Consider the following 24,267-nt stretch of genomic DNA (forward strand, 5'->3'; position numbering starts at 1 on the left):
CGATGCCGTTGACCCCACCCAAGCTCGACGATCGCGACTTCGAGGCCTTGTTCCGCGAGGCTCGAAACCGCATCCCGCAGTATCTGCCTGAGTGGACCGACTGGAACGAGAGCGACCCGGGCATCACGCTGCTGCAATTGCAGTCGTGGCTGGCCGAGACGATCCTGTATCGGCTCAACCAGGTGCCCGAGCTGCACTACGTCAAGATGCTCGAGCTGCTCGGCGAGGAGCTCTTGGCCGCCCAGCCGGCGGTGGCGCACCTGACCTTCGAGGCCAAGCCCGACGCGGGCTCGGAGGTGGTCGTACCGCCGCGCACGCGCGTGGCCGTCGACGACCCCGACCTCGACGCGCCACTCTATTTCGAGACCGAGACCTCCTTGGTGGCGTTGACGGCGACCCTCGACAAGGTCATTCGCCTCGAAGACGCCCGTCTGAGCGCGCAGACCTATCGCAGCCAGCCCGAGTTGATGCAGGACGTCAGCGAGCAGAACGGAGAGGACGCGCGCGCCTGGGCACCGTTTGGCGAGGCCGCCGCCGAGATCGGGCGCCAGGCGATGCCGGCGCTGCTGCTCGGCTTCAAGTCGAAGCAGCCGTTCACCCGCCAGGACTTCGCGTTGCATGTCGTGCCCCCCGATGCGCGCCGCCTGCTCGACGAGCCGCAGGGGCGTACCTCGCCGCCGGCGCCCGACGGCGAAGCGTTTCGGCTCGAGGCCGACGTCGACTGGGGGTTCTTCGACGGCAAGCGCTGGCGTCGCGCGGTCGTCCTCGACGATTCGAGCCGCGGCTTGTCGCGCACCGGCTACGTGCGCCTGCGCGTGACCGGGCCGTTGCCGCAGTTGCCGCTGTCGCAACTCGGCTATGTGGAGGCGAGCGACGACGAGGAGAGCTACTATTGGCTTCGAGCGCGGCTCAGCGGCGGGCACTATCCGACGGCCCCCGAGCTCGATCGCATCGTGACCAACACCGTGCGCGCGACCGCGTCGGTGACCGTGTACGACGAATCGTTGGGCGCCAGCGATGGCACCCCCAACCAGGTCTTCGCGCTCGCCAACCGCCCGGTGCTCGGCGCGATCGAGCTCGAGGTTCCCGAACTCGACGGCGAGCCGTGGATGGAGGTCGACGACTTCTATGCCTCGAGTCCTCACGACCGCCACTACGTGGTCAACCGCACCCGCGGCGAAATTTTGTTCGGCGACGGGCGGCGTGGGCGGATCCCCCCGGCGACGGCCGACGCGGTGATCGCGCGCGAGTATCGCTACGGAGGCGGGGCGGTGGGCAACGTGGGCGCGCAGACGATCACGACGCTGTTCGACCACCCGCGCGGCATCTCCGGGGTGACCAACCATCGGCCCTCCGACGGTGGGCGCGATGAGGAGACCTTGGACGAGGCGAAGATGCGCGTGGCCCATACCATGCGCAACGGAGACCGGGCGGTGACGTTGTCCGATTTCGAGCAGTTGGCGCTGCAAGCGGGCTCGTTGGCCCGCGCGCATGCCTTCGCAGCGTTGACGCCAGGGCCCGATGGGCAGACCGCCGGCCGGCGCATCGAGGTGGTCATCGTGCCGATGGGCGACGGCGATCATCCCGAGCCGTCGCCGACCCTGCTCGAGGAGGTCACGCGTTATCTCGATGGGCGTCGCCTGGTGACCACCGAGCTGTGTGTGCGCGGGCCGACCTACGTGCCCGTCGACCTCGCCGTGGAGGTGCGCGCCCAGCCCACTGCCGACCTGGCTGCGATTCGCGAGGAGGTCGACCGACGGCTGCGCGCCTACCTGCACCCGCTCGACGGGGGCAGGGATGCCGGCGGCTGGCCGTTCGGCCGAGACGTCTACTACTCGGAGTTGTTGCGCGAAGTCATGCTCGTCGACGGCGTCGGCCATGTGGCCGACCTGGTGCTGACGCGGCTGGTCGAGGCGTACGACGAGGCGCCGACCCAGGCGCAGATGGATGCGGCGCGCGATGGCTTGCCCAGTCTGTCGAAGCCGGGGTGCGCGCCTCAAATCGACGTGCTCGACACGACCGAACTCGACGATCAGGGAGAGCCGACCTTGCGCTACTATGTCACCGCCAGCTGGCGCTGCTGTGACCTGCCAGTCGAGGCCGGCGCGCTTATCGACGTGCGCCAGATCGAGGTCGCGGTGCGCTATGTCTACGAGGAGGGGCGATGACTCGAGTGCTTCGACCCTTCGATTTCGTGCTAGCCGACCAGCCGGGCTGGCGAATCGGTGAACAGGCCGGTGTGGAGGCCGACGCCGAGCTGCGCCTGGCGGTCAGCGATGCGTCGCCCGAGCCCGATGACGCTACAGCGGCGCCTGAAGAGCCGCCCGGCGTCGCCACGTGGCGCGGACATCTGTTCGTCTGTGACCCATTGGGGGATGTATGGTGGTGGTCGCCGAGCCGGCGCACCTTCGAGAAGCTCGCGCTGCCGACGCCTGGATGCGCGATCGAGTTGAGGCGGGTCATCGTCTTGGTCGCCCCGGGGACGGCCGACGAGCAGCATACGTCGGTGCGGCGAGACGACGAGGGGAGCTGGGGCATCGCCGAGCCGGTCGACTGGTTGCGCCTCGCAGATGAGGCGTTGGTGGTCACGGCTGCGCCTGGAACCGAGGTCGAGCTGCACCCGACGGGCGTAGCCGAACCGGTCGCGCTCGCGGTCGAGCCGAACGGACGAGCGCGCGTCGAATTCGCGCAGCTCGAGGGAGACCCGGGGTGGCCCGGCGGCATCACCGACCTGGCGGTGCGCGACGACGGCACGTTGCTCGCCGCGAACGCAGACAAGGTCGGCTATGTGCGCTTGCCCGAGCTGACGCTGCGCCGGCTCGTCGAGCGCCCGGCCGACGATGCCTGGTTGCCCGATGTCAGCGACAAGCTGGCCGTCGAGGCGGGACGCCTGCTCATTGGCGTCGACGGCGTCGGGCCCGGTTGTTGTGAGGAGACGTGGATCGAGACGGGCATCGCCATCGATACCGCCGGCCACGTCACGCTGCCCGACGGCCAGACGGCGTTCGTGACTCGACCACCGGCGCCCGTGAGCTACACCCGCTCGGGGTGGGTTCTGTTCGAAATGTTCGATTCGGGGCGAGAAGATAACCGCTGGCACCGGGTGGTCATCGACGCCGCGGTGCCCGAGGGGGCGGCGCTGCAGGTCTTTGCTGCCAGCACGAACTTGGAGCGCGCGCCGCTGTCTGCGCAGAACGTCGACGACGCCGCGCTGCGCCCGCCGAGCTACCGGGAGAGCAAGGCCGGGGCGCGCGAGTGGATGATCATGTGCCCGCCGGGGCGCTACCTGCAATTGGGCGTTCGGCTGCGTGGCTCGGGAGCGAGTACTGCCCGGGTGCGCGCGATTTATCTGTACGCGCACCGCCAGACGGCGGTCGAGTTTTTGCCGCGGGTCTACCGTAGCGAGCCGGCCCGCCGCGACGTGCTCGAGCGTCTGCAGGGTCTGTTCGACACCGTCTTCGCCGAGCTCGAACAGCAGGCGATCGATTTTCCGCGCTGGCTCGACGTCGACGCCGCCCCGGCGAGGGTGCTGCCCTGGCTGGCGTCGTGGTTCGACCTGCGCCTGCTCGCCCAGTGGGATGATGCGACGAGGCGCGCCTTTTTGCGCGAGGTGGCAGACCTGCACCGCCGACGCGGCACCGTGGGCGGGCTGCGTCGGATAGTTCAATTGCACTGCGGTCTGGCGCGTCCGCCACAAATTATCGAGCACTTTCGCGGTCGCCTACACGACAAGCTTCGTCGTTGGCTCGACTCGCCCGAGGTCGACGCCGCCCATCACTTCAGCGTCTACGTGCCCGCCGCGGCGGTGGCCACCGACGAAAAGCGCCTGACGCTTCGAAGGCTGATCTCCCAACACGCTCCGGCGCATACCCACTTCGATATCGTGGGCGTCGAGCCCGGGGTGCGCTTGGCCGCGCCGGGCGTGCGTGCCTCGGCGCTCGGCGTCGACGCGCTGCTGGGGCCGCGGGGCGACTGGCGGCTGCCGGCCGACGACGAGCCGGTCGACCGAAGTGTCTTGGACCGCACCACGATCACCTCCCAGCTCGACGCGGCGGACCGCCGCCGGCTGGGCCAGAGCCATCTCAACCAGAGCCATCTCAATCAGACCCAAACCCGCTTCCGCGCGCGTCCGTGCGATGACGGCGGCGCCGATACCCATCGAGGGAGCCACACATGACAGAGAGTACCGACAAGACTGCGTTCGACGGCTGCCAGACATGCGGCACGCACACCTTCGAGCGCAATCACTATTTCGACGGCAAGCTGCTCGAGGCGCGCGATTTTGTCGACGAGCAGGACTACGTGCGCGGCAAGTCAATGCTTCATAACAGTCACGTGCACGGCTTCGGAACCGTGTGCGGCCTGAAGGTCGTCGAGCACCCGCGCGCGGGATGCCGCACCGACTACGTGGTCGTCGAGCCAGGGCTGGCGCTGGACTGCTGCGGCCGCGAGATCGTTATCGACTCGCGCCAGGTCGTCGACGTGCGCACGCTCGCCGAGGAGGCGGTGGCCGAGGCAGAGGGCCCGGTCGATTTGCACCTGGTGCTGCACTACGACGAGTGCCTGGCCGAGCCGACGCCCACGCTGCTGGGCGGTTGTGGATGTGACAACGAGGCGACCGCGCACGGCCGCGTCGTCGAGCGCTTTGGCTTCGATGTGCGCCCAGCCCGGCAGGGCGCAGCCGACGAGCCACCGGTGGGCGCCGCGCTCGACTGGCGCAACACGCTGAGCTGCGAGAGCCCGCGGGCGATGACCAGCGACCGCGCGCTCGAGCGACTGTGGGTGGGCACGTGGAACGAGGAGGACGGCGAGGGGGCTGTGCGCGCCTACGACACCACCACCCACCGGATGGTCTCGCGCCACGAGACAGGCAACCGGGTGCCCACGGCCATCGCCGCGTCGGCCTACGGAGAGTGGCTCTACTTGGCCACCCGCACCCGGGGAGCGCCTCGGCCGCAGCTCCACATCTTGAATCGGAGCGCGCTCGACGCCGACCCCGACGCCGCCCAAGCCGCGTTCATCAAGCTCGACGGCGCTCCGGTCGTCTCGCTGGAGGTCTCCAGCCGCGACGGCAGCTTGTGCGCGGTGCAAGCCGACGGCACGATCCTCAAATTCCGCAGCGACGACCTGCAAGAAGCCGCTCGAGACGGCGGTGAGGTCACCGTCGACCACCTCGAGTTGAAATTGGCCGACACGGTCGACTCGGGCGCGAACACCGTCGACGTCACCGCGACGGTCCAGTCGACCGACGGGGTGTGGCTGGTCGTCGGAGACACCACAGACGCGCGCGTCTTCGTGGTCAACTTGCCCCAATTCGAGCGTGGCTTCGACACCGACCCGCAGTGGATGCGCGACAACCTCGCGCGCCCCTTCGCCCTGCGCCCGGGCGATACCGCCGAGGCGCTGGCGTTGAGCTATGACGGCGGCTACCTGCACGTGTTGTCGCCGACAGGCGCGCTCTATCGGCTGCAGACAGGCTCGGGCCTGGGGGATTTCGTGCCGCTCGTCGGCCAGAACCCCGGCGAGGGTGACACCGACAAGTTCGTGCGCCTCGAGCTTCCCGATGTGACGGGCGTCGACGACCCGTGGCGGCGTTTGCCGGTCGACCTTGCCGTCTCGCCGCGCGATGCGTGGGCGTATGTGTTGCGTCGCCACGAGGCGGCCGATTCGGGCCTGCCGCGCGATCGCGGCGAGGTGGTGGTGGTCGACCTCGAGCGCTTCGGCGCTCGTCAGGGCGACGTCGACGACCCCGAAGAGGTCGGCAAGCTCCACCGCATCGGCACGGTCGTCGACGGGCTGCCCCGCGGCCAGCACATGGCCTACGTGGGCCGGCGCTTGTACGTGGGCGCCGACGCGGTCGAGGACGGCGAGGTCGACGACGAGGCTGGCAGCATCTCGGTGGTCTACGTCGATGAGACGAGCTGCGATGTGCTCATCGAGCGCGCCATCGACGGGTGCCCGACCTGCGAGGACGACGCGGTCGTACTGGCGACCATCAAGGGATTCGTCGATGGGCGGCAGGTACGCGACCTGGAGGTCGAGGACGACGAGGAGGTCGCCCGCATCGACAACCTCGCCGACCGGCCTCTGGTGCCGAGCACGACGACGCTCAAAGAGGTCATCGAGTGCGTGCTCGAGCGTGGGGCGACCGAGGGCTTGCCCGGCCCGCGTGGGCCGGGAGGTCCGGCCGGGCCGGAGGGGCCCAAGGGAGACACCGGGCCCGAGGGACCGCAGGGGCCGACCGGACCCGAGGGGCCTGCGGGCCGAGACGGTCGCGACGGCGAAGGCATCGAGGACGTCGACTGGGAGTTCGGCGAGGCGTGGGACGTCGACCTGGTCGACCGTACCGTGGTCGTGACGATCCCCGACGAGTTCGACAAGAAAAACCTCAACCGGGTGGTGGGGGCGAGTTGGCATCACGACGAGGTGATCAAACGTGGCGATCTGCCTGCACTGTTGGAGGCCGAAGCGGGCAGCGTGCGGCCCGGGCTTGTGGTCCAGTTCGCGCGTCCGGTCGCCTGGCATTCGCTCAACCGGCGAAGCTGCGAGGTGATCTTCGTCGACGACGACAAGGGTTGGCTGCAGCAGCGGGGGGTCCCCATCGACATCGTCCCATGGGACCAGGCAACTCCCTCGAAGCTCGACGTGCGCTGGCGGCTGGGCGAGGACGACCGGAACGCCGAGTTCGAGCTGCTCACCGGAGGCAACGGCGTCACCGATACAGAACCACTCGGCTTGGTCAGGGCTGTTCGCTTGATTCCCGACGCAGGCATTGTCGCGGACCTGGTTTCTCGAGCGGTCGAGCTGCGCGTCATCCTGCACGGCGACTGGATTGTCGACGCCAAGGGGCGCCCGCTGGACGGCGACCACATCTGGCCGGGCGTGCCCGAGGGGGCATTCAACGTGTCGGTCGACGGGCAGGCCCGGCAATTCGAGGGACGCCACAGCGGCAACGGCGCGCCTGGCGGCGACTGGATTAGCATCCTGAATATCATTGACGGTTGAGCGGACTGGATCGACTCGAGAGGAAGATAAATGGCACAACAAAAGAATGATGCAGCGACCTCGGGCGGCTTGACGCGGCCGCGCTATTTCCCCCGGCAGGTGGTCACCGCCGCCGACCTGATGGCCGAGCAGGCCTATTTTCGGGCGCGGATGCGCCGTCAAAACCGACTGTTGCACGGCTGCGGCGTCGCCTGCGGGCTGGAGGTCTTCGTCGACAAGTCGAAGTATAGCGAGGCGGGTCCGGTCGTGCGGATCACCTCGGGCTATGCGTTGGGGCCCGACGGCGAGGAGATCTGGGTGCCCGAGGACCGCGAGGTCGTCGTCGACTGCTGGTCGTCGGAGCCGAGCAACTGCGAGCTGTTACACGAGGGCGCGCTCGGCGAGTTCGACCGCGTCTGGGTGGCGGTGCGTTGGGCTGAGGCCGAGATTGCCGACGCCTGGTCGGTGCCCGGCGAGTGCATGTCGCGCGCCGAGCGCGAGACGGCGCGCATGGCCGAGACCTACGAGCTGCGGCTGTTCACCGAAAAGCCGACCTGCTGCGAGCCGATGTCGTGTGCCGAGGCCTGGAAGCGGGTCAATCGCGAGGAGCCGCCTCAGAGCGTTGAGGACGCCGCGGCGTGTCCGAGCTGCGAGGGTGAAGGCTGGGTGGTGTTGGCCGCGCTGGGTCAAAACGAGGCCGAGCAGATCGTGGTCGATTACGCCCCGCGGGTGACGCTTCCGGCGGTCGCCCCGCTGGCCAAGGTCGTCGAGTGCGGCCTCGCGCAGGTCTCCACCGAGATCACCATCGACGCCATCGTGCCGGCGGTCGGCCATCCGATGGAGACCGTCGAGGTCGCCATCGTCGGCCAGAATATCGGCGGCACGAGGACGGTGACGTTCGACGACGGCAATATCGACGCCTACGTGACCGACCGGTCCAACGACGGCTGGATCTTGGCGCGCCTCGAGATCGGCGAGGCTTCACAAGGCCCCAAAGCGTTCGTGCTCGAGGGGCCCGACTTCACCGCGCAAAGCGAGGACTTCAGCGTCTACTTCGACGTCCAGGCGGCCGAGGTCGTCGAGCCGAGCCCGCAGATCTTGAGCATCGAGCCCGACCAGGTCGTCGGCGGTTTCGGATATCCCACGACTATCGGCGGCATCGCGCTGAGCGGGACGACGGCGGTGCACTTCTTGAAGCCGGCCGACGACCCGGTCTGGGATACGGCGACCACTGGCCACACGTCGGCCGATTGGCTGACCGGCGGGATGAGCCAGCCGCTCAAGCGAATGCCGGCGGACGTCATCGACACCGACCTGCAGATGCAGGTGTTCAACTCGAGCTACGATCGCATCGTCGGCGGCCTGTCGGTCGCCAAGTCCGCCGCGTTGGGCGAACGCCGGTTCGTGGCGCTGCGCGGCGACGGCTCGTACGTCGCCAGCGGCAACGTCACCCTGGAGGTCGTCTTCGGCAAGGCGCCTCAGGACGACACCTACGGAACCTACGGGAGCTACGACTCGGGCGGCGTGCTCGCCGGGCGCTACGGCAAGAGCGCCGGTGGCGACCTCACCCGCGCCGACAAGACGTGGACCGTGGACATGGTCGACGAAATTGGCAAGGTCCGCCGCGACATCCTCGAGCAGAGCGGTGTCTACACCGTCACCGAACTCGCCTTCTTGGAGGCCGACGAATTGGCCGGCACGTTGGGCGTCTCGGAGTCCGAGGCGACCAAGATGATCGACGACGCCAAGGGGATCATGCGGACCAAATTGGGCTAGGGAGAGGGGGCCTCGGTGGCCACGGCCGCCCGACAGAGCGCCCAAGCGCAAGGCGCCGCGCGCGAAGCCCGGCCCACACTCGGGCTCGGGCAGACCTCTCGACGTGGCAAGTCCGGCCCGTCGAAGGGCCGGAATGCGGGCGCAGATGTGCGTTTTTCGGACCTTCCTGCTGCGTTCCAGCGCTTGATCCGTCGAGCTGGCCTGCCGGCGACTGACGCCACCGCCCCCGAAGCCGGCGAAAGCGCCCGATGCACCGGATAGGCCTAAGACGCCGGACAGGTTGGATAAGCCCAGGGACGCGGACGGGCCGAAGAAAAGAGACCGAGACAAAGATCACGATAACGAGAGCCCACGTGAAAAGCTTCGTCGCGTGAAGCGGATTGTTTATCCTCAGCTCAAGCGCATGCTCGACGACGGCGAGTCCGAAGTAACTCTTCGTGCACACTTGCGATATCTTGCCAGAATTCATCGCGTGCGCTGGATCAAGCTCTTCCGTCGAGGACGAAGGTTCTCAATTCGCATTCGAGTTAATCCCGAAGATGAGATTCTCGATGGTGTCTCAGTCAATATTCAAGAGCTTCTCGTCGCACTCGATGACATTGCCCTCGAGCTTCGACGCAGGTATACTCCAAGCTACGTCAAAGAAATCGAGGGATCTCGTCGGATGTCGCGCCCTGTCATGAATAATGACACGCGTCGTAGAGAAGGCGAGAAGTGGGCCAATGATGCCCCCGAGAAGCATCGCCCGAGGCGGCATCATTTCAATGTGCCGGTGAAGGCGGCGATGGTAGACGTCCTCGAGGTCATGAGTCGCCAGCACCCTCGCCGCCCGGGCATGTTCGAGGAATGGAGTTTCGGAGACGCATCCATATTCAAACAGTTCGGCAAGAACGTACCGGGCTCCACGGGAAATCGTCTAGTTGGTCTGGAAGTGCCCAGCAGCGAGCGCTCCTTTGGAGGATCTCCATACGCAAGTTGGGGAGACTTCGATAAGACGAGCGCCGGCTACCGTGGCGGTGATGTGACTCGTTGGCGCGAAATCGTGGGGCTTCCGGGAGCCTCAGCATCCCGAGGCACACTCGCAAGAGAGCTTGCCCGCAGTGGGGTGGAGAGCGAGGTCGTCGAAGCGATCGTTGGCGCTCTGAAAACGCGAAAAATTCCGGAGGGCGCACGGGGAAGCGCGATTTTTGAGGTGGCAATGATTCTGTTCACCCAAGAAGCACACCGCAACCCGCGGGCATTGCTACACAACATGATGATGTTGGACCGCTTGTCGGGGCATGCGACCGAAGACACGGGGGAGCGCGCACAGAAATGGTTGGAAGCGTTCGGGCAACATCCAATGGGCCCCAAGGGGGCGATGAAGCGCACCCGTGCGCTGGATGAAGCGATGGCGGGCTGGCGTGGCGAGATCGAGGCCGGTCGGACTCCCGCCGATCCAAAGGCTTATAATCGCGGTCCAGGAGGCGGTGCAGATGCGGAACGTGCGATGTGGATGGAGTACAATTCAATCAAGGCGTGGGTGCGCGCGATGGACTGGGATTTTGATGACTTGTCGAGTGAGCGTGAGAAGCGCGAGGAGCTAGTGCAAACGATTCGAACACGGATGATGGCGCGAGCCAGAGCACTCAACCTGATATAGATGAGGATGTCGTGGCACCTACAGATATCATCAAGGTGACGCCCAAAGAGCGATTCACCTCGCAGCAAAGATCTCCGTTCGAGATGGCGCTCCAGTCGATGGGCTTTGTCGTCCAAGATACTTCCATGGGGAACCGACTCGAGGACATTCCCACCGTGATTCGGCTTCGGCGTCTGGCTTCTGAGCGGGTCGTTACGCTTTACGAGTATAGCTTCAACTTGTGGGCGGGACTGTTTCGTGCGGAGGCCTCGGTCATAGACTCGCTGGCGGAATATCTGCCTCTGATGACTGCCGAAGAGGCCTTTGAGCGCGCCGAAACCAGCATCGGCACGCTCGAGGCCGACCTCGATGTTGGATTACTTGCCTTTCATGCTCCCAACGAGCCCGAGCCGAAGTGGCTTTCGCTGTTCCTGCAGTACTTGGAACACGACGACCCGATGGTGCGCCAATGTGCGTGTGCTTCGATCCGCTGGGTCGGCGATGTGAGCGATCCAGGCTGGCCGCAGTTGTGGGACGAGGTGCGTCGAATGGAGCGCGATGACCCCAATGCCGAGGTTCGCGAAGATGCGAGCAAGGTGCTTCATTGGAGAGAAGGCCCAAAGGCGGAGATCATCCCATGAGGGTCCCAACCAATATTCGCCTCTTTCCTGACCCCCCGTTTGGAGGCGCTGGAGAGGCTGAGTTGCGCAAGGTGATGAACGCCGGGGGCTTGAGGTGTGTCGAGTCCATGGAGCCCGACGAAGAGCTTGGCCTTCCGTTGCTCTTGACCTTCGACTTGGATGACTGGGACGCGATGCTGACGGTGATCTTTGAGCCGCAGGCCGACTTGTGGTGGGGACACCTCGAAGGTCCCGAGGCCGCCACGGCGCAAGCGTCGATCACCAGCCATGGCGACTGGCTCGACACTGCCGGTGTGCTCGCGTGGGTCGAGCGAGCTACGCGTTCCACAGAGCATCGTCGTGCAGCGCCGTTCTTGCTGGCACGAGCTGCTCCTGAATCCCCTGAGGAGGCGTGGATTGAGGCCGCTCGAAGGCTTCTCAGTGATGATGATCCACTGGTGCGCGAAGCAATGGCACGGGGGCTGATCGAGGGCGTTTCCTCCGTGGCGACCACGGCGAAGCTCCAACCCGAGCTCGAGACCATCGCTGATGCGGACCCGTGTGACTCGGTTCGGCGCGCCGCTCGGTTGGCGCTGGACCGGGCGGAGGAACCTCGCTTCGAGGTCCCGAGGCGTTTCCGGCATTTCGACACCTCGAACATCGACGACACATCAATCAAGCAGCGGCGCGCGGTGTTTCGTGATCAGGACATCCACGCAGATGACTTTGCAGTGCTGGCCCAAGATGTTGGAATGGTATGGGACGGCTCGACTCATACTGCCCATGGCTTTGAGGCTCGATCGGAGTTCTGGACAGATCCCGCCAGCCAAGTGCAGGTGGCCTTTGTTGATGACCCAATCATGGGGGTCGCTTTCTTGGTCATCCGCGGGGACCAGACGAGGCGAGTCGCCAAATTGCTAGAGGCAGCTGAAGTCACTTCAGCCGACGAGCTCCTCGAGGCGTACCAGTCCGCGTCCGCGCGTGACCTAGAACAGCGGTTCTCCTACCTTCGCCAACTCATCTGTGCCCTCGAGCCTCGCCGAGCGCCGAAGGATGCCATCGACCTTCTGGTCAGCTTGGTGAGCTCACCCGAGTTTGACGAGGCATATGCAGCAATCACCGCGCTCGACTACTGTTGGGAGGATCGGCTCGCCCGGGCCATCGGCGACCGACTGGCTGAGGAACGGCGACCCAAGCTTCGTCGGCAAGCGCGGGATGTCTTAGATCGCTATTTGTCGAAGCTCGAGCGCCTGCGAAGGGCTGAACCGGACTGAGTGTTTTCGTGCACTCATCCATCGCGATGCGACGCCTTGTTCGCCTGTCGTCTATGAAGTACACTTTTGCGCTTACGGATATTGCTTGATGTGTGGGGCCAGGGGCGCCGACGATGTTGTATTGGATAGATGATGAGAGCGCCCCCGACTCGAGCGTGAGGACAGGGGCGGGGTGACCACAGCAACGGCAAGGCAGAGCGCTCAGGGGCGCGACACGACGCGCGCTTCGAAGCCCTCGTTGGGCATGGGCGCGAAGACGCAGCGTCGCAAGTCGAGCGCGTCGCAAAGTCGCGACCCAGGCGCCGACGTGCGTTTTGCGGAGCTCCCTGCGTTGTACCAGCGGCTCATCCGCCAGGTCGGTCTTCCCCAGACCGATGCCACCGCCCGCGCCCTGCGGGCACCCGGCAATAACACCGTCAAGACGACCGTCGCCAAGGCGCTGGCCAAGAATATGTTCTCGGGGAGCGGCTCCGAGAGCCGGAGCATCCTCGACGATATCGGCGGGCTGGCCCAGGACGGGCTCGACATGCTCTCGGACGTGGGCTCGGGGATCGTCGAAGGTGTGTCGAATTTCGGCTCTTGGCTCGGCGGCCTTGCCCAGCAGGGCGTGGACTACCTGGCCGAGACGATCGTGCCCGGGCTGGTCCCGTTCATGAAGACCATCGCGGAGGCCTCGCCGCTGAACAACCCGCTGGTCGAGGCGATGTGCGACGGGGTGGCCGACTGGGTCAAGGCGCGCACCGAGCAATGGGAGGGCGTCGACGGCATCAAGCCGTTCTTCGAGCGCATGGCCAAGAGCGCCAAGGCGATGACGGCGGCCATCGACGCGATGGTCGAGCAGTCGGGCAAGGCGCTGGGCGAGGCGTTCCGGCCGTATGTCGAGTTTTTGGTCGAGTATATCAACCCCTGGCTCGACAAGATGACCGAGCAGGTCGAAAAGGACCAGGAGGAGTCGCGGCGCTGGTGGAACGATGTGGCCAGCAACGTGGGCGACTTTATCCAGGGCGTCTGGGACAGCCTCAAGGCGCTGGCCAAGCCGCTGTGGGACCTGATCGGCCCGGCGGTCAAGAAAGTATGGGGCTGGATCAAAGATCTGTTCGACCTGGCCGTCGAAGGCGTCACCGGGCTGTGGAATTGGCTGGTCGAGCAGGCCGTGGCCCTGTGGAAGACGGTCGACGAGATGCTCGGGCTGTCGGCCTGGATCGAAAAAATCCAGGAGTTGGGGCGGATTCTGTATCCGTTCACCCCGCTGGGGATGATCCAAACACTGTACGACGAGTTCGGGGTGTACTGGGAGCAGCTCAAGTCGTGGTGGTCGGACCTCGACTTCGCCGCGATCTTGAAGGACTCGCTCGACTACATCACCGAGGAGGTTCTGCCGCAGGTCCTCGAGATGCTGCGTGGGGTCGCCGGGGTGTTGGGCTCGGTGTTGTCGACGGTCTCCGGCGCGTTGAAAGGCGTCATCGAGACCATCGAAGGGTTCATGGGCAAGCTGGGCATCGAGGGATGCTTCCGGGCGATTGCGATCATCTTCGAGTGGATGGCCGAGCAGTGCCGCAAGGTGGCGTCGTGGAGCGACGAGTTCTTCGAGGAGCTCGTCGCCGCCGCGCTCGATATGATTCGGGCGGTGGCCGCGCTGCTCGAGCCGATCTTGTCGTTCTTGGTCAAGCTCCTCGTGGTGGTCTCCAACCCGTTGCTCGCCCCGGTGGTGCTCACCGCGGCGATCTGGCTCTTGCTTCCGGACGACCTGAAGCCTCCGGTCATCGGCTTCATCGCGCGGCTGTGCATTCTGGCGATCACATCTATGCCCGAGGGCCTGTTGATGGCCGGGCCGATCCAGCTATTCATCAAATACGCGATGCTCGGCTTCTTCGAGGAGATCAAGCGTCGCGCCGACGCCGCGGGCAAGTCGGGCGAAGCCGGCAAAGAGGCCGAAGAGCTCATCACGATGAGCAACCGGGCCGCGCACCTGTTGACCGGCGGCGGCATCGCCTTCATCGGCGGGTTCCTGGTGGGCGTGCTCGTGGGCATCGTCGAGGGGATCCTCGATCCGATCATCTTGATCTTCGAGATCATCCGAATTGCGGTCAAAGCGGTCGCGTGGTTGGCGAAGATGTTCGGCTCGATGTTATCACCCAATGGGTCACCGGGAGCGTCGGGCGCGGCGGCTGCGGCAGGTGCGAGCGGCTTTGCCGGCATGCAGGGAGCGACGGCGGACTCACAGGCGCAGCAGTGGCCGCCGCAGCCCTCGGCCGCCACCCGGGCCGCGGTGATGCAGGCCGCAGCGGAAAACCAGAGCACCGGGGGCGACGCGCAGAAGCTCGAAGAGACGCTGCGCGACGCCGACCCGCCCAACCCGCTCGAGCGCATCATGGCGCTGCTCGACTCGGCCACCGCCAAGATCAAGGGGCTGGCCAAATCCGGCGGCGAAAAGATGCTCGAGGGGCTGTTCGGCCTGCTGTCGATGTCCGACTGGGACCTGGGCTACAACTTCGGCAAGCTGGTGGGCATGATCTTGCTTGAGGTCATCCTGATCATCGTGTCGATGGGAGGCTGGGGGGCGGTGACTGCCGCCAAGCCGTTCATCAAGCTGGCCGCCAAGCTTTTGAACAAGGTCGACGACGTCGTCCTGGTCATCCAGAAGGCGTTCAAGCCCGCCAAAGGTCTGCTGATGCGCGGGCTCGACGGCGCGGCCGACTTCTTGAGCAATATCCCCGGGCTCGGGCCGATCTTCGCGCGCGTCCAGCGCGCCTTCAAGGCGATGCTGCGCTACGGCGACGAGGTGCCCGACGCGCCGCCGGTGGGGCGTGGCGGGGCGCCGGCGGCGGCCCGCAAGCCCGACGTGCCCAGCGCTTCGAAGGCGCCCGATGCGCCCTCGTCTGGTCAGAAGTCAAAGCGCCCTCGTCGCCGACCGGATGCTGCTGAAAAGCAGAAGGCCCTTTTGGAAGCGCGCGCCATCGAGGCCTCTTTCGATGCAGCCGACCGCCCCGTCGAGCAAGCCCTGGCGGCGCTTCAACTGCTTCGCAAGCCGTACCCCTGGATCAAGGACTTCCGCGCCGAGGCCGAAGCTGGCGACGGCCGATACTCAATTTGGATGATCGCCAGCAAAACCCGCGTCGGCAGCTACACCGAAAGAGTCGAAGCGCATGTCGCCGAGAGCCGAAAGGCGCGCGAGGCGAGTGGGTTCCAAAAATTCGCCGCACGGGAGTCCTATGTTAATACGTTCTCGACCGAGGAGCTCGCAAAGCTCGAGGGCGCGCTGGGTAAGGGATTCTGGCGAGATTACTCCGAACTGGGTATCCGCGCCGAGGACGTCAAAAAGGCGGTCGACAAGTTCGGGCTAAGTAGGGTCGGCGAGATGCGCTCGGAGGTGCTGGCCCGCTCGATCAAGCCGCCGATGTCGGCGGGCAATTGGAAGAACGTGTCGGAAAACCAATTCGTCGCCGACTATCTGAGCCGCTACCCCAAGTCGACGCTGTCGGTGGGCGATATTCGCAAGAACTATCGTGCCGGCCAGCGTCTCAACCCCGAGTCGGGCAGCCTGAAGGTCCCCGCCGAGTTCAAAGGCGAGTTGCCGGTCGAAAAGGCCAAGTTTCGCCCGGTGGGTCCGAACGGCGAAACCTCTCGGAAGTTCCCGATTCCCGAGTCGGTCAAAAGGAAATTCGAGAAAATTCTCGAGGACCGTGAGAAGGCCCGCCGACTGCGCGACTTGCACAAGGAGCGAGGCCTGGACGCCGAGGCAAAGAAGTACTCCTGGCGCGTTCAACGAGCCAGTGAGAAGTTAGGAGAACTTGGCACCGAGGCATGGATCAAGGATCATGCGCTCGACTGGCTCAAGGCGACCGGGCGGGTGCCCGCCGACCTCGACAAGTTGCACAGCGTCAAGCGCATTGTGGGCAACCCCTATGAGGTCGGAAAGCCCGGGGAGTTCGACCAGATCTGGGAGATCGTGCCTCGTAAAGGCGAGCCGCCTATTCGGGTGATCCCCGAGGCCAAGGGGGGGGCTGCCGGAAGAGGATCGCGCATGGGAGCAGGCGGATTTAAGAGGTACGAGCAAGGGCATCCGGGATATAAAGATATTGTTCTAGAGGAAATGAAGGGTAAGTCGACCAAGTTGCTCGACTCGACGGACCATCTCCGCAAGAAGCAAGGCAGAGAGTTGAGAAGGGTGGTTCGCGATTTGACGCGTGCCGAAAAGCAGGGTCAGCTTGCGTACCTGCAGATCCGGGCTGGTTTTAAGAAAAATAGGCCAGCCCGAACACTCGACGAGATCGAGAAGGGACTGCTTCCAGAACTAGAGATTGAGATAGGCGAGTTTGATCTGACAATGATGGAGTAGCAACTTATGGCGAGAATCGATCGACATCAGAACCGAGTTTGGCTGGCGGAACTTGAAGTGGAAGAGTTATCAGAAATGCTCGACGACTCCTTTTCCATTATTCGGCAGATTCCCCGACTCACATCATTGAATTCAATCCAACACGAGGCGCGTAGTCTTGCCGCGTTTCAATCCGTGTTGGATCCCAAAGCCCCTGAAATCCGCATGTGTTTCATATCTGCAGCGCGCGCGATTGCGGGTTTGTACCACTGTGCTCAAAAGGAAGAGGGCACTGTCGAGGTTGAGCTTGGCGATGGAGGCGCCCCCGTGGTGTTCGAGGCGACCGGCATCAACGCGCTGACCCACGACGGAACGTGGCAGACGGGGTTTCACCTGGCAGCGATTCTGCGTGATCGTGAATTGATGGACTTGCTCTGCACATTCACGACGGACCAACTCCGACAGGCACCGGGCGTGACCTCCGAGCCGTTCTTTTACCCGTTCGTCGAGGCACTTCGCGGCTATTGGGCCGGTGATCCGAACACGGCGATGTACTTGGCCGAGGCGATGGAGTTGACCGAACCTGAGCGCTTGGTGATGGCCAATCCCGACGCGGTTTTGCATCGCGCAGTGCCGTGGATGGAGGTCTTTTTCCGACTGCTCGAGCATGACCAGAAGGCGTTCAACGACGCCCTTGTGAAGGCGCTCGAGTTGCACAAGGCATACTGGGGAAGCGAAACCGCCGATCGCGCTGACGATATCGAAGGCATCCTGGCGCTCGAATTGTGCAGTATGGCCGCGCTCGCCTACGAGCAAGACATCGAGATTCAGGTCGAGTCGGACTATATCCCCGGCTGGCTTGTGCGCGGCGAGGTTGCCCAACAGGACTGAGCGCGCACAACGCGAGCCTTTGCATGGTGAGCCCTTCGTGGCCCCAACCCGCTCGAGCGGATCATGGCGCTGCTCGACTCGGCCACCGCCAAGATCAATGGGCTGGCCAAATCGGGCGGCGAGAAGATGCTCGAGGGCCTGCTCGGCCTGCTGTCGATGTCCGATTGGGACCTAGGCTACAACTTCGGCAAGTTGGTGGGCATGATCTTGCTCGAGGTCATCCTGATCATCGTGTCGATGGGAGGCTGGGGGGCGGTGACCGCCGCCAAGCCGTTCATCAAGCTGGCCGCCAAGCTTTTGAACAAGGTCGACGACGTCGTCCTGGTCATCCAGAAGGCGTTCAGGCCGGCCAAGGGCCTGCTGATGCGCGGGCTCGACGGCGCGGCCGACTTCTTGAGCAATATCCCCGGGCTGGGGCCGATCTTTGCGCGCGTCCAGCGCGCCTTCAAGGCAAGGGAGGGGCGCTACCATTTACGATGGGTGGCTATCAGCGTGCAGCTCGCCAGGTTCGCCATCACGGCTTCGACCTCGGTCCGAGCATCGAGGACGACGAACGCAGGAGAGAGTTCGACCGGTATCTCTCGAAGGGAAAGACGACTCCCGGCCTCCGAGATGAGATCCGTCGGCGAGAAGAGGCCTTCTTGGAGCGCGTGGGTGACCTCTTCGGACAGCAACTGGTGGCTTTGGATGAGCGCGCGTTCAAGCGTGCGGTTTTGCGGTATATGCAACGCTTCTACGGTGTTTCAGGAAGACTACGTGACCGCGCACGAATCCTGTGGGAGACAGGCAATATTCGCCTAAAACAACTCGTGTTCGGGTTCTTAGAGAGAGATTAACGTCATGACACCTTCCGATGAGACTCAACGTACATTGATCCTCAAGCCAGAAGTGACGCGTGCAGACGTGCTCGCTGCAGCCAACGCTCTCGACTTCGATTGGACGGAAGATTACGAGGCCGTTCCCGAACAAGGAATCTTCTTCAATCGAGTATGGGTCGATCGAGAGGAGACGACGGCCATCATCTTGATTGAAGATACGTCGCTCGATTTGAACGTGCTGGTCACCAAAGGACGGCGCGCGAAGAAGACCGCGCGCCAATTGGCCAAGCGTCTCGACGTATGGTCGGAGCAGGAGTTGTGGAGAGCAGTCGAGCGGGCGTCTTCGGCCGAGGCGTTGTCCGCGAGTTTGCGTCGATGGACCATGGGACGGCTCTACGACATGTCCCGCCGCGAGCGCAGCGCGCTCGAAGAGTATCTCGAACACAAATCCCCGGCGGTCAGGTTGGCTGCGGTCGATTCGATGGGGTACCTCGGCCATCCCGGCTTTATTGGGCTCCTCGACGACGTCGCCAACGCAGACGACGACGAGCAGGTACGGCAGGCGGCTCAGTTTGTGGCGGATGGGATACGAGAACTGTCGTAAGAGTGACAGTGGTTCAGGAGTTGTGAGGCGGCGATCCCGACGGCGAGGTTCGCCGCAGCGGATGCACTCCCTCCGAATCACCAGACACTTTCGTGTCTGTGTTTGGTGCGCGGCGAGTTCATTGCATGATACAGAGGGGCTCATGTCTATCGATGTCGACATCCGCGCGTTGGACTGCCGGTTTCACCTGCCCGAGGGCATGGACGACGCCGCCGGCACCCGCCAGCGTTTGACCAAGCTCGCCGGCGGCCGACTGGTCGAGGCGTGCGCCGAGGCGCTCGACGCGCTGCCCGATGACGGGGCGCTGTGGCGCGTTCGCCACGTCCATCTCGACATTTGCGTCGACGCCAAGGGCATGAGCGACGCCGAGATCGCCGATCTGTGGGGGCAGGCCCTGGCGCGAGCGCTCGGCGAGGCGATGGCCTCGGGCGGGGCGAGCGAGGACGTGCGGCGCTTCGAGTCGGCGCGCGCCTTCGTGGTCGCCTTTTTGCGCGACCTGATCGACGGGCGCGCCCACGGTCGGTGGTATTACGAAGAGTTTCGACACCTGCAGTCGCTGCCGGCGGCCGACGTGACCGTCGAGTTGCTGGGCGTGCGGCCGGCGTGGATCGTCGAGTCGCTCGTCGAGCTGGCCGGCTCGGGGCATCTCGAGAGGTTGGTCGCCCGTTGGACTGACCGCCAGTCGCGCCGGCTCATCGACGCGCTGGGCCTGACCTTCTATCCGCCGCCGCCGTCGCGGCTGCCGTCGGCCGTCGGCGACTGGCTTGGTAGCGTCTCCCTCGAGAAGGATGCGAGCCGCGACGCCGAGGCGCGCAACCGGTGGCGGCTCTTTGTGGCGGCGCTGTCGGTCGAGTCGTCTGATGGCTCGCCCGGCCAGCGCCCGCAGATAGCCTGGCGGCTCGCCCACGCGGTCGCCACGCTGCAGCGATTGGCGCGGCGCTCGCCCAAGGCGCTGCGGATGCTCATCGATGGCAGAGTCGAGGCGGCCGCCGCGGCGATAGCGACCGAGTCGTGGGCCGCGCCGGTGGTCGGCTGGCTGACTGAGGCGCTCGGGCATCCACGGCGTGTCGAAGCGCTCGCGGCGCTCGCTCGGGCGTCGAGCGAACGGTCGGCGCCCCCCGCTCCCGAGTCATCAGTCGAGGCGTCGGGCGAGCCGAACGAGACGAGCGCCCGTTCGTTTCAAAGCGCGCACGCCGCCATCTTTTTGGTGGCCGCGCCGTTGGCCAACCTCGAGGTGTGGCCGGTCTGGGTCGAAGCGGTCGGAGAGGCGATGGCACGTCGATGGCTGTACGCGGTGGGCACCAAGCTGCTCGGAGGCAAGACGGCCGCCTTGCGCCTCGACGACGCAGCGCTGGCAGCGTTTGCAGGCCTGCCGGAGCCGCCCAAGGCCGACGCGCGCGCCGAGGTGGCCGCCGACAACCCGCCGCTGGGGTGGGCCGAAAAGCTCGAGGCGCCCGACGAAGAGACGGCCGACTTTCTTTGGCTCGGCCGCCGCCTCGGCTACCCTTGGCTGACCGAGCCCCTCGACGAGGCGTTGTCGAAGGTCACGCTCGCCGCCGCCCGGCGCTTTGCGCGCACGCTGCCGCGCTTCGAGGCGTCGAGCGTGTCGTATTTGTCGCGCACCTTTTTGGCCCAGCCGGGAGCGGTTGTCGGCGACGAAGACGCGCTCGAGGTACGCCTCGACGGCGGACCACTCGGCGTGGTGCTGCGTATGGCCGTGCTGCCCGATGAGCGGCGTCTGCCTTGGCTCGATCGTTCGTTGACGATCACCGTTGGTTGATAGATGCGGAGTGGGATGTTGGACGTATATCGAGATGAAGCAGAGTATTGGCAGGGGGCAATCGAGTGTCTGACGCGGCGGCTCGAGCAGAGCATTCGAGCGGACACTGCCGACGGCCAGCAGCAGGAGCTCGCGGCCCACGCCGACGAGGCGGGTGAGAAAGAGGGCGAGCTGGCGGCGATCATCGGCACCCTGGCCGGTTGGTTGAGCGAGGTCCGTCAGGCCGGCGCCGAAGGTGCGCTCGACGCCACTGTGCGTAGGCATCGGGAGCGCGCCGCGGCGATGGACGAGCCGCCGCGCTTTGTGCGGCTCTGCGCCGAGTTCGACCTGGCGCCGTTTGCCGAGGACGTTTTGATGCTGGCGCTCGCCGCCCAGCTCGCCCCCGAGCTCGTGCCCCTGATGCACTTGGCTGGAGGGGGCGACCGAGGGCCGACGGTGGGACTCGCTCACCGCCTCTTCTCGCAGGGCATGGCCGAGCAGTTGGCCCATCGGGCCGAGCTCGCCGCGCACGCGCCGCTTCGCCGCCACCGGCTGGTTCGCCTGGGCGGGGACGACGAGCAGGGCGTCGACGCTGCTGCGCCCATCGAGGTGGCGCCGGCCGTGGCCGATTGGCTCGTCGGACGCGACGAGCTCGACCCGATGGTCGACGGGCTGTGCGTCGAGGTCGGCGCGCTGCCGCCGCTCGATGGCCCGGCGCACGAAGTCGTGGCGTCAGCAGCGCGAACCGACGTGATCTCGTTGGTCGTCGACGATCCTCACGCGGCGCTGGCGCATTTGGACGCCAGTACCCACACCACGGACGCCTTGGTGGTCGACGCCGGTCTGCTGACGGTGCACGCCGACCCGCTGGAGGCCACGCGGCGTCTGGTGCGAGACGCCCGGCTTCGCGGTCGGGCAATGGTGTGGCTGCGCGCCGAGCAGTTCGAGCAGGAGCGCCTCGAGCCCGTCTTCATGCACCTGCTCGCGGCCCCCAGGAGCACTCCGCTGGTACTGGTGTCGTGTCGGCACCCTCGCTCGGATGTGCTCGGAGCGTGTGCCGGCGGGCTGCGGCGTGGACGCATCGACGCCGCCGACGCGGCGATTCGCCGCCGCTGGTGGCAGGCGGCGCTTGTTGAGGCGGAATTGGGCGAGGCGGAATTGGGCGAGGCGGCCGACCTCACCTCGCTCGCCGATCGCTTCAAGCTCTCGTGGGCGCAGGTGCGCTCGGCGGCCCAGCGCGTGTCGTGGGCCGACGCCATCGAACTCGAAGCGTTGTTCGAGGCCGCGCGTCTCGAATGCCAGCACGCCATGGCGGGATTGGCCAAGCGTGTGCGCACGATCCACGGATGGGACGATCTGGTGCTCCCGCAGCGCAGCAAGTCCCAACTGCGACGCATGGAGGCATGGATGGCGCATCGCGCCACGGTCCACGACCAGTGGGGGCTTCGCCGACGGGTTCAGTTGGGCCGCGGTCTCACTGCCCTGTTTTTCGGCCCGTCGGGCACCGGCAAGACGATGGCCGCCGGCATCTTGTCCGCGCAACTTCACCTGGAGATGTTCCGCGTCGACTTGTCCCAGATCGTGAGCAAATATATCGGAGAGACCGAGAAGAACCTCGACCGGGTCTTCGAAGCCGCCGACGCGGCCAATGCCGTGCTCTTCTTCGACGAGGCCGACGCCATCTTCGGCAAGCGCTCGGAGGTGCGTGACGCCCACGACCGCTACGCCAATATCGAAGTGGGCTATCTGCTCCAGCGCATGGAGGAGTACGACGGGGTGGCGATTTTGGCGACCAACCTCAAGAAGAACCTCGACGAAGCGTTCTTGCGGCGCATCCAGTTTTCGGTGGAGTTCCCCCTGCCCAGTCAGTCCGATCGTCGACGGATCTGGCAAGGATTTCTGCAGGAGAGCTTGCCTCAGGACGATACGATCGACGTCGGTTTCCTGGCGCGCGCTTTCTCGTTGACCGGCGGTCATATTAAAAACTGCGTGGTCGACGCCGCGTTTGCCGCCGCCGACGAAGGCGAGGCCGTCGGCATGCGTCATCTGGTAAGTGCGGTCGCCCGGGAGTTGACCAAGAACGAGCGAGCGATCGTGCCCTCCGAATTCGGCGAATATTTCGAACTGGTCGACGCTTCGTAGCTTCCCCAAGAACACGAGATCGTCACCGAGGATGCCAATGACACGTCTACTCATCAGCCTGGTCGCCGCTGTTCTGCTCGCCGGCTGCCCGCAGCCGAACGAAGTCTCCGGCCCCGTCGATGTTTGCGAGAAAATCGGCCAGCAGTGCCGCATGGGCGGCGGCAAGCTCGGCGTGTGCAACATGAAACCCGACGGGACGTTCGAGTGTGTGTCGCAGCATTGAGAGGGGGCTTCGAATCGACCATGGTTGAGGAAGCCCACGTCGACCACGGGGTCGCGCCGGTGGTCGAGGTTCCGATTCCTGAATTATGGTCGCATCGCAAGTAGAATACCGACCCCATGGAGTATCTGATGATCCACAGCCGCCCACTCGTCCTCGCCACGCTTGCTTTGCTGCTCGCGACGACGGTCGCCTGCGACGACGACTCGACCGACAACACCGCCGACGCCGATGCCGACGTCGCCCTCGCCGACACGAACTCGCACGACACGAACTCGCACGACACGAACTCGACCGACGGATTGCCCGCCACCTGCGAAGGCGCCTGCCGCGAGCACGCGCTGACGGTCGCGTTCGGCGACACCACCGGCCCGATCGAACGGGCGGTCTACGGGCTGACCGCCCCCGAGGTCGCCGACAGCGGTGAGTGGGAGGTCTACATCGAGGCCATCGAGGGCGGCTTCGACGGCTGCCCGCAGCAAGACTCACCGACGCCCGACTGGTCGCTCATTGTCACCGGTCTGGTCGCGCCCATCGGCGAGGGGACGCTCACGAAGGCGGACGATGGCGTGGCGGTGACCTTTCTGGACTACGACGGGCGCTTCTTGGGCCAGGAGCCCTTCGCGCGGGCGACCTCGGCCTCGCTCACGCCGGTGGCCGCCAACGTTGACACCTCGCTCGTCGCCGCGGGCACCCGGGACGAAGACGGCGTCGTCGCGCTCGACGTGCAGGCGAGCTTCGACGGCGGCGAGTTGAGCGGGCGGCTCGTGGCGACCCACTGCGCGAGTATGGACTAGGGGGCGCCTCAGTAGCGACTCGCCGCAGAGTTGGGCGGGTCAAATCGACCACGGCCGGGGCACCTGTTCGTGGTCGCACTCGGAGCAGCGCGGCCAACTGCCATAGCGGTATTGGTCGAGCAGGGCGACCGTGGCGCTGATGAAGAACGCCAAGAACGCCCCTCCGATCAACACGCCTGCCATCGTGTAGAGAAAGAAGCCCGAGTCGGTCGACAATCCGGGGCCAAATATGCCCACGGCGGTGGCCACCCCGGCGTTGACCATCATGGCATGGCCGGCAAAGAAAAAGTGGCCGGGTGGGTCGGACCAGCCCGTGCCTCCCGACGTGAGTTGATAGCGATGGCCGCATTGCTTGCATTTCATGGGCGTAGCTCCTGTTGCGTGTCGGTGCGCTGGTCTGAAGTGTTTTCGACGCTGCACCTGATAAAACAGGGCCCTTCGCG

General features: G+C 65.4%; 16 protein-coding genes. 15 read left to right on the plus strand and 1 reads right to left on the minus strand.

Annotated elements, in window-relative coordinates; translation table 11 throughout:
* Positions 1–2: 2 nt before the first annotated feature.
* The 15 genes from FIV42_RS16415 (at position 3) to FIV42_RS16485 (ending at position 23,824) form a co-directional block, all read left to right on the plus strand.
* Complete coding sequence (locus FIV42_RS16415) at positions 3–2,168, plus strand: putative baseplate assembly protein (RefSeq protein ID WP_141198736.1); 2,166 nt, start codon at positions 3–5, stop codon at positions 2,166–2,168.
* The gene (locus tag FIV42_RS16420) at positions 2,165–4,177 is read left to right on the plus strand and encodes a phage tail protein I (protein WP_141198737.1); all 2,013 of its coding nucleotides are present in this window, start codon (positions 2,165–2,167) and stop codon (positions 4,175–4,177) included. Before FIV42_RS16415 ends, FIV42_RS16420 begins: the two co-directional genes overlap by 4 nt.
* Complete coding sequence (locus FIV42_RS30745; RefSeq protein WP_222615483.1) at positions 4,174–7,005, plus strand: collagen-like protein; 2,832 nt, start codon at positions 4,174–4,176, stop codon at positions 7,003–7,005. The genes FIV42_RS16420 and FIV42_RS30745 overlap by 4 nt, the downstream gene beginning before the upstream one ends.
* Before the next feature lie 30 nt (positions 7,006–7,035).
* A complete protein-coding gene (locus tag FIV42_RS16430; protein WP_141198738.1) occupies positions 7,036–8,760 on the plus strand; it encodes a hypothetical protein in 1,725 nt (574 codons plus the stop codon).
* A 370-nt stretch (positions 8,761–9,130) separates the two neighbouring features.
* On the plus strand, positions 9,131–10,402 hold the full coding sequence (locus tag FIV42_RS16435) for a hypothetical protein (protein ID WP_141198739.1): 1,272 nt from the start codon (positions 9,131–9,133) through the stop codon (positions 10,400–10,402).
* 125 nt (positions 10,403–10,527) lie between these two features.
* On the plus strand, positions 10,528–11,022 hold the full coding sequence (locus tag FIV42_RS16440) for a HEAT repeat domain-containing protein (protein WP_141198740.1): 495 nt from the start codon (positions 10,528–10,530) through the stop codon (positions 11,020–11,022).
* A gap of 107 nt (positions 11,023–11,129) precedes the next feature.
* The gene (locus FIV42_RS16445) at positions 11,130–12,275 is read left to right on the plus strand and encodes a hypothetical protein (RefSeq protein WP_141198741.1); all 1,146 of its coding nucleotides are present in this window, start codon (positions 11,130–11,132) and stop codon (positions 12,273–12,275) included.
* 172 nt (positions 12,276–12,447) lie between these two features.
* The gene (locus FIV42_RS16450; RefSeq protein ID WP_141198742.1) at positions 12,448–16,614 is read left to right on the plus strand and encodes a hypothetical protein; all 4,167 of its coding nucleotides are present in this window, start codon (positions 12,448–12,450) and stop codon (positions 16,612–16,614) included.
* Positions 16,615–16,620: 6 nt separating this feature from the next.
* Complete coding sequence (locus tag FIV42_RS16455; protein ID WP_141198743.1) at positions 16,621–17,484, plus strand: immunity 49 family protein; 864 nt, start codon at positions 16,621–16,623, stop codon at positions 17,482–17,484.
* A 63-nt stretch (positions 17,485–17,547) separates the two neighbouring features.
* Complete coding sequence (locus FIV42_RS16460) at positions 17,548–18,285, plus strand: hypothetical protein (RefSeq protein ID WP_141198744.1); 738 nt, start codon at positions 17,548–17,550, stop codon at positions 18,283–18,285.
* Between the two features lie 39 nt (positions 18,286–18,324).
* Entirely contained in the window at positions 18,325–18,906 is a 582-nt protein-coding gene (locus tag FIV42_RS16465; protein ID WP_141198745.1) for a HEAT repeat domain-containing protein, read from the plus strand.
* A gap of 142 nt (positions 18,907–19,048) precedes the next feature.
* A complete protein-coding gene (locus tag FIV42_RS16470) occupies positions 19,049–20,686 on the plus strand; it encodes a contractile injection system tape measure protein (RefSeq protein ID WP_141198746.1) in 1,638 nt (545 codons plus the stop codon).
* Between the two features lie 18 nt (positions 20,687–20,704).
* Positions 20,705–22,807: an ATP-binding protein gene (locus FIV42_RS16475; RefSeq protein ID WP_168210704.1), complete on the plus strand. Its 2,103-nt coding sequence runs from the start codon at positions 20,705–20,707 to the stop codon at positions 22,805–22,807.
* A 37-nt stretch (positions 22,808–22,844) separates the two neighbouring features.
* Positions 22,845–23,030 (plus strand): hypothetical protein, encoded by a 186-nt coding sequence (locus tag FIV42_RS16480; protein WP_141198748.1) that lies wholly within the window; start codon positions 22,845–22,847, stop codon positions 23,028–23,030.
* Positions 23,031–23,158: 128 nt separating this feature from the next.
* Positions 23,159–23,824: a hypothetical protein gene (locus FIV42_RS16485; protein ID WP_141198749.1), complete on the plus strand. Its 666-nt coding sequence runs from the start codon at positions 23,159–23,161 to the stop codon at positions 23,822–23,824.
* 39 nt (positions 23,825–23,863) lie between these two features.
* On the opposite strand, the gene FIV42_RS16490 is transcribed toward FIV42_RS16485, so the two are convergent.
* Positions 23,864–24,187, minus strand: a complete 324-nt coding sequence (locus FIV42_RS16490; protein WP_141198750.1) for a hypothetical protein — start codon at positions 24,185–24,187, stop codon at positions 23,864–23,866.
* Between the last annotated feature and the right edge of the window lie 80 nt (positions 24,188–24,267).

This window comes from Persicimonas caeni, assembly GCF_006517175.1.
GTDB classification, from domain to species: domain Bacteria; phylum Myxococcota_A; class Bradymonadia; order Bradymonadales; family Bradymonadaceae; genus Persicimonas; species Persicimonas caeni.

Bases quoted from the DNA above. Each gene is read 5' to 3' on its own strand.
- FIV42_RS16415 (WP_141198736.1), top strand. From the start codon at position 3: ATGCCGTTGACCCCACCCAAGCTCGACGATCGCGACTTCGAGGCCTTG.
- FIV42_RS16420 (WP_141198737.1), top strand. From the start codon at position 2,165: ATGACTCGAGTGCTTCGACCCTTCGATTTCGTGCTAGCCGACCAGCCG.
- FIV42_RS30745 (WP_222615483.1), top strand. From the start codon at position 4,174: ATGACAGAGAGTACCGACAAGACTGCGTTCGACGGCTGCCAGACATGC.
- FIV42_RS16430 (WP_141198738.1), top strand. From the start codon at position 7,036: ATGGCACAACAAAAGAATGATGCAGCGACCTCGGGCGGCTTGACGCGG.
- FIV42_RS16440 (WP_141198740.1), top strand. From the start codon at position 10,528: ATGGGGAACCGACTCGAGGACATTCCCACCGTGATTCGGCTTCGGCGT.
- FIV42_RS16445 (WP_141198741.1), top strand. From the start codon at position 11,130: ATGGAGCCCGACGAAGAGCTTGGCCTTCCGTTGCTCTTGACCTTCGAC.
- FIV42_RS16455 (WP_141198743.1), top strand. From the start codon at position 16,621: ATGGCGAGAATCGATCGACATCAGAACCGAGTTTGGCTGGCGGAACTT.
- FIV42_RS16460 (WP_141198744.1), top strand. From the start codon at position 17,548: ATGGCGCTGCTCGACTCGGCCACCGCCAAGATCAATGGGCTGGCCAAA.
- FIV42_RS16465 (WP_141198745.1), top strand. From the start codon at position 18,325: ATGACACCTTCCGATGAGACTCAACGTACATTGATCCTCAAGCCAGAA.
- FIV42_RS16470 (WP_141198746.1), top strand. From the start codon at position 19,049: ATGTCTATCGATGTCGACATCCGCGCGTTGGACTGCCGGTTTCACCTG.
- FIV42_RS16480 (WP_141198748.1), top strand. From the start codon at position 22,845: ATGACACGTCTACTCATCAGCCTGGTCGCCGCTGTTCTGCTCGCCGGC.
- FIV42_RS16485 (WP_141198749.1), top strand. From the start codon at position 23,159: ATGATCCACAGCCGCCCACTCGTCCTCGCCACGCTTGCTTTGCTGCTC.
- FIV42_RS16490 (WP_141198750.1), bottom strand. From the start codon at position 24,187: ATGAAATGCAAGCAATGCGGCCATCGCTATCAACTCACGTCGGGAGGC.